General features: G+C 58.5%; 11 protein-coding genes, 1 pseudogene and 1 riboswitch. Of the genes and pseudogenes, 2 read left to right on the top strand and 10 right to left on the bottom strand.

Translation table 11 applies throughout. The annotated features are described in order from the left end of the window. Positions 1–7 precede the first annotated feature (7 nt). From NI20_RS0105120 to NI20_RS0105095, 7 genes and pseudogenes are all read right to left on the bottom strand, one after another. Positions 8–886, bottom strand: a complete 879-nt coding sequence (locus tag NI20_RS0105120) for a rhomboid family intramembrane serine protease (protein ID WP_033120367.1) — start codon at positions 884–886, stop codon at positions 8–10. A 158-nt stretch (positions 887–1044) separates the two neighbouring features. Beyond that, positions 1045–1248: a PTS ascorbate transporter subunit IIC gene (locus tag NI20_RS0105115; protein ID WP_033120366.1), complete on the bottom strand. Its 204-nt coding sequence runs from the start codon at positions 1246–1248 to the stop codon at positions 1045–1047. 30 nt (positions 1249–1278) lie between these two features. Beyond that, complete coding sequence (locus NI20_RS0105110) at positions 1279–2292, bottom strand: SPFH domain-containing protein (protein ID WP_033120365.1); 1014 nt, start codon at positions 2290–2292, stop codon at positions 1279–1281. 423 nt (positions 2293–2715) lie between these two features. Continuing rightward, positions 2716–3267 carry an MATE family efflux transporter gene (locus NI20_RS15975; protein WP_369699398.1) on the bottom strand — a complete coding sequence of 184 codons (552 nt, stop codon included), beginning with the start codon at positions 3265–3267 and terminating at the stop codon, positions 2716–2718. 204 nt (positions 3268–3471) lie between these two features. Further along, a pseudogene (locus tag NI20_RS15970) lies at positions 3472–3973 on the bottom strand (MATE family efflux transporter); the annotation flags it as partial. Between the two features lie 93 nt (positions 3974–4066). Further along, complete coding sequence (locus NI20_RS0105100) at positions 4067–5254, bottom strand: hypothetical protein (protein WP_033120364.1); 1188 nt, start codon at positions 5252–5254, stop codon at positions 4067–4069. 18 nt (positions 5255–5272) lie between these two features. Then, a complete protein-coding gene (locus tag NI20_RS0105095) occupies positions 5273–6685 on the bottom strand; it encodes an MBOAT family protein (protein WP_033120363.1) in 1413 nt (470 codons plus the stop codon). 176 nt (positions 6686–6861) lie between these two features. Beyond that, a riboswitch (SAM riboswitch) is annotated at positions 6862–6961 on the top strand. Between the two features lie 81 nt (positions 6962–7042). Between NI20_RS0105095 and metK the strand changes: the two genes are divergently transcribed. Then, entirely contained in the window at positions 7043–8224 is a 1182-nt protein-coding gene (gene metK / locus NI20_RS0105090; protein ID WP_033120362.1) for a methionine adenosyltransferase, read from the top strand. A gap of 83 nt (positions 8225–8307) precedes the next feature. Here the strand turns inward: metK and NI20_RS0105085 are convergent, their stop codons facing one another. The 3 genes from NI20_RS0105085 to NI20_RS0105075 all read right to left on the bottom strand — a co-directional run bounded on the left by NI20_RS0105085 (position 8308) and on the right by NI20_RS0105075 (position 11088). Further along, positions 8308–9687: a radical SAM protein gene (locus NI20_RS0105085; RefSeq protein ID WP_033120361.1), complete on the bottom strand. Its 1380-nt coding sequence runs from the start codon at positions 9685–9687 to the stop codon at positions 8308–8310. Between the two features lie 48 nt (positions 9688–9735). Beyond that, the gene (locus NI20_RS0105080) at positions 9736–10464 is read right to left on the bottom strand and encodes a GTP pyrophosphokinase family protein (RefSeq protein WP_033120360.1); all 729 of its coding nucleotides are present in this window, start codon (positions 10462–10464) and stop codon (positions 9736–9738) included. 312 nt (positions 10465–10776) lie between these two features. Continuing rightward, on the bottom strand, positions 10777–11088 hold the full coding sequence (locus NI20_RS0105075) for a hypothetical protein (protein WP_033120359.1): 312 nt from the start codon (positions 11086–11088) through the stop codon (positions 10777–10779). A gap of 119 nt (positions 11089–11207) precedes the next feature. On the opposite strand from NI20_RS0105075, the gene NI20_RS0105070 reads away from it, so the two are divergent. After that, positions 11208–12809, top strand: coding sequence for an amidohydrolase family protein (locus tag NI20_RS0105070; RefSeq protein ID WP_033120358.1), 1602 nt, complete (start codon positions 11208–11210; stop codon positions 12807–12809). Positions 12810–12884 lie beyond the last annotated feature (75 nt).

Genomic DNA, 12884 nt, shown 5'->3' with positions numbered 1-12884 from the left:
CCTTTGCTTATGGCTGCTCGTCCGTAAAGTGGACGTGATTGAAAATATGGTCAGAGCAGAAGCAGTGGTATCCCGCGCACTTGCTGCAATAGCGGAACTGGAGCTCGGGATTCGTCACATCGGTGCGGCCGCACACGGCGCACTTGTGGCGGAAGCCCTGCGTCTGCTGCTGATACTGTTCCTGACGCTGCTGGGCGCGCACGGTGTTATGGAAGTGCGTGGCCTGCTTGCTCTGGTGGCGTTCGAGTCCCCAAAACCGTGTAAGCTCGGGCCAGAAGAAAATGACGAAATTCAAAAGCGCCACAATGGGCATGATGGAATAGTACCATCTGCCGGCGGCAATGTAGCGCACAATGTCGAAGAAGAAGTAGAATACGTCAATATACGCGAGCCACTTCATGCGGATGGGGAAGACGAAAAACAGCAGCACCTGCGCATCGGGATAGAGGAGCGCGAAGGCCATGAACATGGCAAAGTTGACATAATTTGCACCGTAGACGGGGATGCTGTAGCCCGTGATCAGGCTGACGATGCTCGCGCCGAGGACGGTGAGCAGCATGCCGCTCAGGTAATACGTCGTAAACTTGGCTGTGCCCCACTGCCGCTCGAGCGTCGAGCCGATCCAGTAGTAGAAATAGCAGGTGATGAGAAGATAGAACGGACTCGTGCTCTCAGGGATGAGGACAAAGGTGATGAGCCGCCAGACCTGCCCGTGGAGAAGACCCGAGAGCGTGTAGGAGAAGAAGCTCAGAAAGTTGCCGTTCGAGAAGTTGGACAAAAGTCCCAGCACCACGTTGCCGATGACGACATAGAGCATCAGGTTGGGGATGCCAAAATTCGGGTGCAGGATACAGAAGCGGTCGATCGCCTGGTTGAGTTTTTTCAATACGGGATACCTCGTTTCGATCAAATAACATTTAGAACATTATGACACAGCGACGGGGAAAAGTCATCAATAAAGTTTGAACAAATGACCATTCCTGAATGGAATGAAGAGCAGAAATGCGGAAAGAAACGAATTCTTTCCGCATTCTTAACACATGTTCACTTGAGATCGAGCTCGGGCGGAACGTCGATCTCCTCGCCGACGTATTTGCCGTTCTTTTTCCGCTGGCGCACGCACTCGGTCAAAAGATACTCGATTTGGCCGTTGACGGAGCGGAAATCGTCCTCTGCCCAGGCGGCGATGGCGGCGTAGAGCTTGGGGGACAGGCGCAGGGGCACCTGCTTTTTGGCGTTGTCGTTCATGGCAGCCTCCCAAAAAGTAGCGTGGCGCGGTTAATACAGGCTTCCGGAGTTGACGACGGGCTGGGCATCGTGGTTGCCGCAGAGCACCACGAGCAGGTTCGAGACCATGGCCGCCTTGCGCTCCTCGTCGAGCTCGACCGTGCCCTTTTCCGCCAGGCGATCGAGCGCCATCTCGACCATGCCGACCGCGCCGTCGACGATCATCTTGCGCGCGTCGATGATGGCGCTGGCCTGCTGGCGCTGGAGCATGACCGCCGCGATCTCCGGCGCGTAGGCAAGATAGGTGATGCGCGCTTCGATGATCTCAAGGCCCGCGTCGGCGACCTTGGCCTGGATCTCATCGCGGATGCGCGCGGCTACGACCTCGCTGGACCCACGCAGGCTGCCCTCGTCGGCTTGACCGTCGCCCGTGGTGTCGACATTCGGAGCGACGTCGTAGGGATAGACGCGCACGATATTGCGCAGTGCCGCGTCGCACTGGAGCGACAGGTACTCCTTGTAGTTATCCACGTTGAATACGGCCTTTGCTGTGTCGGTCACGCGCCACATCACAGCGATGCCAATCTCCACGGGGTTGCCGAGGCAGTCGTTGATCTTCTGGCGGGCGTTGTTGAGCGTCATGATCTTGAGCGAGATCTTCTTGCTGCCGCCCACCTCGACCGCGGCGGACGCGCCCTGCATGGCAGCGAGAAGGTCCGTGCCCTTGTGGCCGCCGTCCACGTCGCCGGACTGGTTGAGCTTCGTCTTGGCGGCGGGGTTGAACGACGAGCAGAAGGGATTGACCCAGTAGAAGCCCTCGCCCTTGAGCGTGCCGATGTACTTGCCGAACAGCGTCAGCACGAGCGCCTCCTGCGGCTTGAGGACGCGCAGGCCGCACAGTGGGATCCAGCCGAGCAACAGCAGGATGACGCAAAGGACGACAAGGGGCAGAAAGCCCGCATTGATGCCGACGATCAGAAAAACGACCGCGGCGATGTAGAGAACAAGCTCGAGCAGCAGCACGAGCATGCCGTTTTTGTGACCGGTGATGATCTTTTCTTCCATAAAAAGCACCTCCAAACTTGATATCAAAATAATATCACAACAATATGATATGTCAAGAGGGAAATGCAAAAAACCGATCGGTGATTGTACCGGTCGGTGAAGAAAGCGTGTGAGCAGCAGTTTGACAAATTGAAAGCTGTCAAGCAATTATTTCTCCTTTTCCAAAGAGGTAATGATTGCAGACCCCCATTACAACAATTGCAAGAATTGGACCGAGCTGAGGCCAATTCATTATTTCGGCTCCAAATCCAGAGCCAAGATATCCCAAGATAATAGCAATAATGGAGGATTCAGCTGATTTCCTCATATATTCGTACCCCTTTGTTAAATTCTGCTTGTTGAAATGATCTTACCACAGCCCGTCAGAAAGCGCAAGCACAGCCGCGGTGGTTCGAGCCACCGCGGCTGTTTGGATGATCTGCTTTATGCGTAGTGGTATTTTTTCCGTCCGAGGAGGAAAAGCGTTTCTGTGACGATCAGTGTGAGCGCTTCGGCCACGGTGATGGCGAGCCAGATGCCGTTGATGCCGAGAAGTTTTGGCAAAAGAAGCACCGCGGCGACCTGAATGACGAGCGTGCGCAGGAACGAAATGAGCGCGCTGGCTGTGCCATTGTTGAGCCCCGTGAAAAACGCCGAACCGAAGATATTGAAACCGCAGACGAGGAATGAGAGCGCGTAGATGCGCAGCGCGTTGACCGTCATGTCGCACAGCTCCGCGTCGTAGCCGACGAAAAGATGTGCGATGGGGTTTGCCAGCAGGATGGACGAGGCCGTCATCGCAAGGCTCGTGATGAGCGTGACGGTCAGGCTCTTTTTGAGGAGGCTCTTGAGCTCGGCGTGATTCTTCGCGCCGTAGTGATAGCCGACGACAGGTGTGACGGCGATGGAATAGCCGAAGAAAAACGCCATGAAGATGAAGCTCACGTACATCAGAACACCGTAGGCATTCACGCCGTTTTCCTTGGCAATCGCCATGAGCTGCACGTTATAGAGTACGCCGACGAGAGAGGTCGAAAGGTTGCTGACCATCTCGCTCGAGCCGTTGTAGCAGGCTTTGCCAAGCGCGCGAAAGTCAAAGCGCGGACGCGTGAGGCGCAGCAGCGAATCGTTCGGGCGGAGAAAGTAGACAAGCGGGATGAGCGCGCCGACAATCTGCGAAAACGCCGTGGCGAGCGCCGCACCGAGAAGCCCGAACGGGAACACGTAGACGAGCAGAAAATCGAGTACCATGTTCGTCAGCCCCGCGAACACCGTCACGCGCAGGCCGAAGTGCGGCTTTTCCGCCGTGGCCAAAAAGCTCTGGAAGCTGTTTTGCAGCATGAAAAAAGGGAGAGCAGCCAGCAGTACGCGCCCATAGAGCACGCAGTCGTCGATCGTCAGGTCCGTCGCGCCGACGGCGAACGAGATGGGGCGCAGGAAAACGATGCACACGCCGCTTAAAATCGCGCCGCCGGCGGCAAGCACGATGACAAGCATGGAGAAGATCTTGTTCGCTTCCCTGGGCTTGCCCTCGCCGAGCGTTTTGGCGATGAGCGCTGCCGCCCGTGCCGATCATAAAGCCGACGGCGGCGAGCGCCATGATGACGGGAAAGATGAGGTTCAGCGCGGCAAACGAATTTTTGCCGACGAAGTTCGAGACGAAAAAGCCGTCGACAATGCTGTAAATAGAGGTGATGATCATCATCAAAATGCTGGGCGCGACAAAGCGCAGCAGCTTTTGATACGTAAAATGATCGGAAAGGGAGACGGTCATAAAAGACCTCCTTGCTTGAAGTCAGGAGAGGCCGCCGTTGTCGCTGCGCGAGAGGAGCGCCTCGTAATCGCGGATGCAGATGACGACGTCGGGCTGATAGGCGGCGATATAGTCGCTGATGCTCTGCGTCTTATAGTGCCGCAGGTCGACAGAGCGCATCTCGTCGAAGCTGTAATAGGCGAGGCTTTCCACGGCGTTGGTGAAGCTGTCGCCGAAGATGAGGGCGGTGAGGAGCGAGGAGCGGTCCGTGCGGATGCACGTCTCGGCGATGTCGCCGCCCATGTAGAGACCGTAGGTCAGGGCTTCATCCTCGGTGGCGGGAAGGGCGTAGACCGCGGAGGCCACCTCCTGCCAGTTGTCAAGGCGGGTGAAGGGGATATCCTCGCGGAAGGCGGCGGTGAGCAGCTTTTCATCATCGCCGCGCAGCCCCAGAAGCTTGCGCGTGCGCGAGCCCATATAGGGGTTAGGCAGCGCGGAAAACGTCACATCCGTGCCCTCTTCGGGGAAGGAGAGCGCGAGGCCATAGTCGCCGTTTAGCTTCTGTACGGCGGCACGGTAGGTCTCATACGCACCAAGAAGACCGTAGTGGTTGTCCACCCGTGAGCTGAACTCGGGCGGATGGCCGAGCGAGTCGAAGACGGGGCCCATGTCGAGGAAGCACACGCCCTGCGCGTTCATCTCCTCCGTCAGTGCGGAAAGCTCAAGGTCGGTATAGCGCGAGCGGTTCGTGAGATAGGCGGGGTAGCTGTCCTCATAGTAGACATACTGGCACGGAACGGCGACATAGCAGTAATGCCCACCGTAGGATTCGACCTGCTTTTGCAGCGCGGCGTTGTCCTCCGCGACGAGCTTTGCCTGCGCGCGGATGTCGTCATCGCTCATGGCGGGATCGTAAAGCTGCGGTAGCAGGACATCGTCCGTGACGACAGTCTCGTTGACCACGGGACGGCGGAAAACGTTCAGATCGGCCCATGTGACGGCCTTGAGCGCGGGAGTTCGCCAGGCGGCGTAGTCGCAGAACAGGGTCTCGAGGTCGTCGAAGACCTGACCGCTGAGGACCGATTCCGCCGTGATCTCGGGAAAGGCGGAGAGGTTGCGGTTTTCGTAGTAGGAGTAGCGGCTTTTCGGCAGCAGGATGGTCGCAGCCATCAGGATGAGCAGCACGCCGGAAAAGAGCAAGGCCATCGCCCATTCACAGATACGTTTCATGCGCAGACACCTCCTTTTTCAGAAGCGGAAATAGATAAAGGGATTGAACGAGCCCGTGACGAGCCTGCAGTAGGAAAGCGCGAGCAGTGCGAGGGAGGCGAGCTTCGGCCCCACGATGAGGATGCCGCGGGAGAGCTTGCTGTTACGCTTTTCAAGTGCCGTTTCGAGCAGGTTTTTGACCGGCAGGGCAGCAATGCAGCAGAGCAGCAGTTCCGGCCAGAATTCAAGCGCGTAGTACACGGCGCGGCTGTCGCAGAGGGCGGGGGCGCGGCCGAACATCGCGGCCATGTAGCACAGCGCAGCGCTGATATCGTCCGCGCGGAAGAGCACCCAGCTCAAAATGACGAGCAGCATGGCGTAGACATGCTGCAAAAGAGACGGAAGGCGCGAGAGCGCCTTACCCCAGAGAAACTTTTCGCCGATGAGCAGCACAAAGAACCACAGGCCCCACGCGATGAATGTCCAGCTGGCCCCGTGCCAGAGGCCCGTGAGTGCCCAGACGAGAAAGAGGTTCAGAATATTGCGCGCGCGGGAGCAGCGGTTGCCGCCGAGGGGAATGTAGACATAGTCGCGGAACCACGTGGAGAGCGAGATGTGCCAGCGCCGCCAGAACTCGGTGACGCTGCGGGAGACATAGGGATAGTTGAAGTTTTCAAGAAAGTGGAAGCCGAACATCCGGCCAAGGCCGATGGCCATGTCGGAATAGGCGGAAAAGTCGAAATAAATCTGAAACGTGTAGGCGACGGCGCCGAGCCACGCAAGGGCCACCGAGGGGGAGACGGCGGAAAAGGCGGCGTCGGCGATCTGCGCGACAGCGTTGGCGAGCAGCATCTTCTTAGCAAGGCCGAAGAGAAAGCGCACCGCGCCCGCGGAGAATTCGGAAACGGACTCGTGCCGCTCGTCGATCTCGTCTGCGACCGTGGTGTAGCGCACGATGGGACCGGCGACGAGCTGCGGGAAAAACGAGATATAGAGCGCGAGCTTGAGCGGATTTTTCTGCACGGCGGCAGCATCGCGTAAAACGTCGATCACATAGCTGAGACCCTGGAAGGTAAAAAATGAGATGCCGATGGGCAGTGTGACCTGCGGCACGGGGATAAAGGGCATCAGGGCGTGGAGCATCTCGCCGAAAAAGCCCGCGTACTTGAACCAGCCGAGAAGCCCGAGCCCCAGCACGGCTGCGAGCGTCACGCCTGCCTTTCGGACGGCGGGACGGTGCTTTGCCCCCGCGAGGAGCCCGCAGCAGTAGTTAATGACGATGGAGAGCAGCATGAGCAGCAAAAACTTCGGCCCGCCGCAGGCGTAGAAGGCGAGGCTGAACGCGAGCAGGATGAAATTCCGCGCCCCGCGGTACCGCCGCGGCACCATAAAATAAAGAACGAGCAGGCAGGGAAGAAAGAAAACAAGAAAGCTGACACTGCTGAAGACCATCGCAAACGAGCTCCTGTCGAATAGATTTTGTGTGCAGAACTTCCTTAATATAGCACTTTTTTTCAAAATTGCAAGAGCACCGCATTTTACGCCGATTTGGACGTTTTTGGGGAAATGTCACTTGACAAAACGCACAAACATGGTAGAATACGATTCGGCGAAAGCCACAAGTGAATACTTCATCGAGAGTGGTTGAGGGATCGGCCCTATGACACCACGACAACCTGCCCGAAGAGGCAAGGTGCCAAATCCGACGAACGAATCGAAAGATGAGGAAGAGCAGAAAGCGCGATACTCTGTCGGTTCGACAGAGTATTTTTTGTTTTTCCCAACAATGAGAAAGGAAGAAAAATAACCATGGCAAAACGTTTATTCACCTCCGAATCCGTTACCGAGGGGCATCCCGACAAGATCTGCGACCAGATCTCCGACGCGGTGCTTGACGCCATCCTTGAAAAAGACCCCAACGGCCGCGTGGCCTGCGAGACGACCGTTTCCACCGGCCTTGTCCACATCATGGGCGAGATCACCACGAGCTGCTATGTCGACATCCCGAAGATCGCGCGCGACGTGATCCGTGACATCGGCTACGACCGCGCGAAGTACGGCTTTGACTGTGACACCTGCGGCGTTATCACGAACATCGACGAGCAGAGCGGCGATATCGCGATGGGCGTCGACAACTCCTTTGAAAATAAGGAGAGCGGCGCGAGCGAGCTCGACAACGGCGCGGGCGACCAGGGCATGATGTTCGGCTACGCCTGCACCGAGACCCCTGAGCTCATGCCGCTCGCAATCTCCCTTTCCCATAAGATGGCAAAGAAGCTGACCGACGTGCGCAAGCAGGGCCTTGTCGACTATCTCCGTCCCGACGGCAAGACGCAGGTGACGGTCGAGTACGACGAAAACGGTAAGCCCGTCCGCGTTGACACGGTCGTCCTCTCCACCCAGCACGCGCCGGAGGCGACGCTTGAGCAGATCCGCAAGGACATGATCGAGCTTGTCATCAAGCCGACTGTTCCCGCGGAGCTGATGGATGAGAACACGAAGATTTATGTTAACCCGACCGGCCGCTTCGTCATCGGCGGCCCGCAGGGCGACAGCGGCCTGACCGGCCGCAAGATCATCGTCGATACCTACGGCGGCAGCGCCCCGCACGGCGGCGGCGCATTCTCCGGCAAGGACCCGACGAAGGTCGACCGCTCTGCCGCTTACGCCGCGCGCTATGTGGCCAAGAACATCGTGGCCGCGGGCCTTGCCGACAAGTGCCAGGTCCAGCTCGCCTACGCTATCGGCGTTGCGCATCCCGTGAGCGTGCTCGTTGAGACGTTCGGCACCGGCAAGGTCGATGACGGCAAGCTCGAAGAGACTGTGGAGAAGGTCTTCGACCTGCGCCCGACCGCCATCATCCGCGACCTCGACCTGCGCCGTCCCATCTACCGCCAGCTTGCCGCTTACGGTCACATGGGCCGCGAGGATCTCGGCGTGACATGGGAAAAGACCGACCGCGTTGACGCCCTGCTCGCGGCAGTCAAGTAAAAAAATTCGAAGACGTGACAAAAGCCGCCGACCTGATGGTCGGCGGCTTTCTTGCGTATCGGGGAAGGTTACAGGAAAGTCATTTATTCGCGGTGCTCCTCGTCCCAGAGCTTTTCGGCCTCGGGGCGCCAGCATGCGGCGTAGGACTCGCACTTGTTGCACAGGTGCTCCACGCTCTCGGGAGCTTCCAGGTCGGTCGAATGCGCGCCGCTGCGCGCGACCATCTGGGGCAGATATTCGGGATTTTCCAGCATCGGGCAGGGGCGCAGGTGGTTGTTGTTGAACGGCTGGCCCTTGCGGTACTCCTTAAAAAGCGGCTGCTGGAGACATTCGAGGAAGCTCTTTTCGCGGATGTTCGCACCCGAATAATGGATGAACACGCAGGGCTCGACGTCGCCCGCGGCGTTGATGTGGCAGTAGAGCTTGCCGCCGGCGATGCAGCCGCCTGTGAACTCGCCGTCATTCTGGAAGTCGATGGCGAAGATCTCCTTGCCGCCGGTGAGACCGCGGATCTCACGCACGCGGTCTTTCATATAGGCGCGCTGCTCGGGCGTGAGCAGCAGGTCGGTCGTCGCGCCCATGCCGACTGGCATGTAGTGGAAGTACCAGGCGAAGAAGCAGCCCTTGGAGATGAGCAGGTCGAGGAACTCATCGCTCGTGACGACCTTGTAGTTCTTGCTCGTGTAGCAGATGGACACGCCGAACGGGATGTGGTTTTTGTGCATGAGGTCCATCGCGGCGAGCGCCTTTTCAAAATGTCCCGCGCCGCGGCGGCCGTCGTTGGCGTCCTCAAAGCCCTCGATGCTGACCGAGACGATGAAGTTGCCCACGCGCTTGAGCTCGTCGCAGAAGGCCTGGTCGATGAGCGTGCCGTTCGTGAAGGCGTGGAAGGCGATGTCGCGGTGCTTTTCGCACAGACGGAAGATGTCCGCCTTACGCATGAGCGGTTCGCCGCCGGTGAAGAGGCAGGCGTGGGTGCCGAGCTCTGCGCCCTCGGTCAGCACACGGTCCATCTCCTCAAAGGTGAGGTTCTGCTTGTGACCGTACTCTGCCGCCCAGCAGCCCGCGCAGCGCATATTGCAGGCGCTCGTCGGGTCCATGAGGACGATCCACGGGATGTTGCAGTCATACTTCTCGGAGTTTGCCCGCGCCTGCTGGAAGCCACGGAAGCCGCCTTCGTAGGCAGCGGCCGTCAGGAAGGTGCGAAGAAGGTGGGGGTCGCACTCGCGCAGCAGACGCTCGGCGTAGTGCGCCCACTTGCTATTGGGGTCGTTTGCGATCTGGTGCAGCATCTCGAAGGTCTCCGGCGTCCAGACGCTGGAGTGAATTTTCTGAACCATGTTGACAAAGTCGTTTGCGACGGTGCAGACGTCCTTCGTCTGGCTTTTTCTGATGAGCGAGTCGAGCATGGCCTCAAAGGCCTTGCGCTCTGCTGCATGGGCGATTTTCTCTGCTGCGTTCATAGTATCACGATTCCTTTCCTTGCCCGCGATGCGTCGGGCGTCCTTGTATTAAGGGGAAAGGGGAGAATCCTTTCCCTCCGTTGCCTGTGCGGCGATTTTCTGGAGCTTTTCCATGCGCGCGTCGAGCTGTGCGCTGATCTCGGCGCACTCATAGAGCTCGCGCTCCACGTATTCCATTTCGGGGAGATTTTTCTTGTAGCGGATTTTATGCTCAAGACTGGCCCACCAATCCATCGAGATCGTGCGGAACTGCACCTCGACCTTCATGAGCCGCTTCTGGTCATGCAGGAAGATGGGCGTTTCGACGATGAGATGGAGGCTGCGGTAGCCGTTGGGCTTAGGGTTTGCGATGTAGTCCTTGCGCTCTAAGAGTGTGATGTCGTCCTGGCGCAAAAATGCCTCGGAGAGTTTGTAGATGTCGGCAGGGTGCGAGCAGATCACGCGCACACCGGCGATGTCGTTCAGATTCTTCTCGATGCTCTCCACCGTGAGCGGATATCCGCGGCGCGTGAGCTTTTCCATGATGCTCTCGGGGGACTTGAGGCGGGTCTTGATCGTCTCGATGGGGTTGCGGTCGTATTGCAGCGAGAGCTCCTCGTTGAGCACATTGAACTTCGTCTCGACCTCCATGATCGCGCAGCGGTAATAGCTCATCAGCTCACGGTAGGGCTGGAAGTATTTCTGGACCCACTGCTGTACCTCACCGTGGGAAAAACGGGAGAGCAGCACCTGTTCAAGATAAGTGCGATCGACAAGCGGACGGATCGGCACTGCCATCAGCTCCTTTGTACTTAGCATTTCTTGTCCCGCACGGAAAAATGCGGGCTTGCAGGAAAAGCATAGCAAAGAAGCGCCGCGCTTTCAATGGGCAGGGTGTAAACTTTTTTGTTCACGGCGCGAGAAGGGGACGCTCCCCTCGTTAACACCAACTTAACAAAGAAAACTGCCGAAAACTATGGACAAAAGGAGCCGCGTATCAGATTTTCAGACAGTGGCACGCAAATGTCACAGAAGACAAAATGAAAGAAAACGTCCTTTCCCGATGGAAAGGACGTTCAAAAAGACGGTATGAAAAAAGAAAAATTGTGTTTATGCGCCGACCACATGCGCCGTCATCATCTGCCAGAGAATGGAGAGCTGCTGTGTGGAGATGAGCACATAGGCCAAAATGAAGACGAACCAGAGCTTCTGCATGTTCTCCTCTTTTTTGCAGAGGAAATAGCAGTAGGAAAAATACGCCACGGCGTCCACGATCAAAACCGTGAGGAACATGACGAGAAAGCCCTGCTCGCTCTGCTCGGCGGTGCCGGTGTAGAGCGAGAGAAGAGAGTAATATAAAAACGTGGCGGTGAACGGCCACTTGAGCTTGCGCCAGTCGTGGATGCGGTCTTTCTTATTCATGGAAGCGCTCCTTTTTTGCGTTTTCCCCAGTATACCCTGCGGCACGGCAGATTGCAAGGGGGAATGACCTTGCCAAGCGGGCGTGGGGTGTGGTAGACTGCAAAAAAGAGGTGATATACATGCTGGATACGTTGATCCGCGGCGCGAAGATCGTCGACGGCACGGGAAAGGCGGCGTTCACAGCGGACGTCGGCATTTTAGACGGCATGATCGAAGAGGTTGGAAATTTGTCAAACGCGCAGGCGTTCGAGACCATCGAGGCCGCGAGCCGCGTTCTGACGCCGGGCTTTATCGACATGCACCGCCACGCCGACGCGGCGCTGTTTCGCGAAGGCTTTGGCGAGGCGGAGCTCTGCCAGGGCCTCACGACGCTTGTGAACGGCAACTGCGGCATGTCGCTCGCGCCACTCTCGGGCGCGCACGCGGACGAGTGCGCGAAATACCTCGCGCCCATCACGGGGAACATCCCGCCGGAGCTGCGCTTTGCGTCCGTTGACAGCTATTTCAAGGCGGCGCAGGGGCGGGGACTGCCGCTCTCGTGCGCGGAACTCATCGGCATGGGCACGCTGCGCACGCTTGCCGCGGGCTTCACGACGGGAGATTTGTCACCGCTCGAGCTGCGCGATCTGCACTATCACATGGAAGCGGCGCTGGCCGACGGCGTGTGCGGCGTGTCGCTCGGCCTTGGCTACGCGCCGGAGATCTTTTACTCGACCGACGGGCTCATCCGCGCACTCGCGCCGCTGCACCGGAGCGGCGTGCCCATCTGCGTCCATATGCGTCAGGAGGGCGACGGCGTCGTCGATGCGCTGCGCGAAATGCTCGAGGTCACCCGCGCGCTGCAAACGCCGCTGGAGGTCAGCCATCTCAAGGCCATCGGAGGGCGCAACGCGCGAAAGGCCGTGCCGGAGATGCTCTCGCTGATTGAAAGGGCGCGACAGGATGGGCTTGACGTCATGTGCGACGTGTACCCCTACACTGCGGGCTCGACACAGCTTATCCACGTGCTGCCGCCGGAATTCCAGGAGGGCGGCACGGAGGCGCTGACCAAGCGCCTGCTCGACGATGCTGCGCGAAAGGAAATGCGCGCGCGGATGGAGGCGGGCAGCGACTTTGAGAACATCACGCTGCTCGTCGGCTTTGACAATGTGATCGCCATCGGGCTTCAGATGGACGAATACCGCCGCTTTGAGGGAAAATCCGTCGCCGAGATCGCGCGGACGCTTCAAAAAGACCCGTTTGACGCGCTCTTTGACCTGCTGGCGGCGGAACAGTGCAATACGGGGATGATCGACTACATCTCGGACGAAGAAGACGTGAAAGATATCCTGCGCACGCCGTTCTCGGGCGTCATTTCGGATGCGACGTACCCCAGCGGCGGGCGTGTCCACCCGCGCGTGTACGGCACATTCGCGCGGCTCATTGAAAAATACGTCGTGCAGGAGCGCGTGCTCACGCTCGAGCAGGCTGTGCACAAGGTGACGGGGCATGCGGCGGACCGCTTCGGCTTAGAGAAAAAGGGCGTCATCGCGGCGGGCATGGACGCGGACCTTTTACTCTTCTCGCCCGAAAACGTCCGCGAGCACGGTACCTACGCGCGGCCCAACCTGCCTGCGACAGGCTTTGACGAGGTATTCGTGCTCGGCGAGCGCGTGATCGAAAACGGCGTGTACCGCGGCGGCAGCAGCGGCGAGATGCTGGGAGCGCGGATGGGATACTGAAATCTTAAAGAAATTTTCAGGTGTATTTTCGCCGCCGTATGATATGCTGGCATGGACAACAAATTTGCGGAGGCT

The sequence above is a fragment of the Oscillibacter sp. ER4 genome, assembly GCF_000765235.1.
GTDB lineage: Bacteria > Bacillota > Clostridia > Oscillospirales > Oscillospiraceae > Hominicoprocola > Hominicoprocola fusiformis.
The sequence above is the reverse complement of the archived record's forward strand: the minus strand, read 5'-3'. Positions and strand labels throughout refer to the sequence as shown.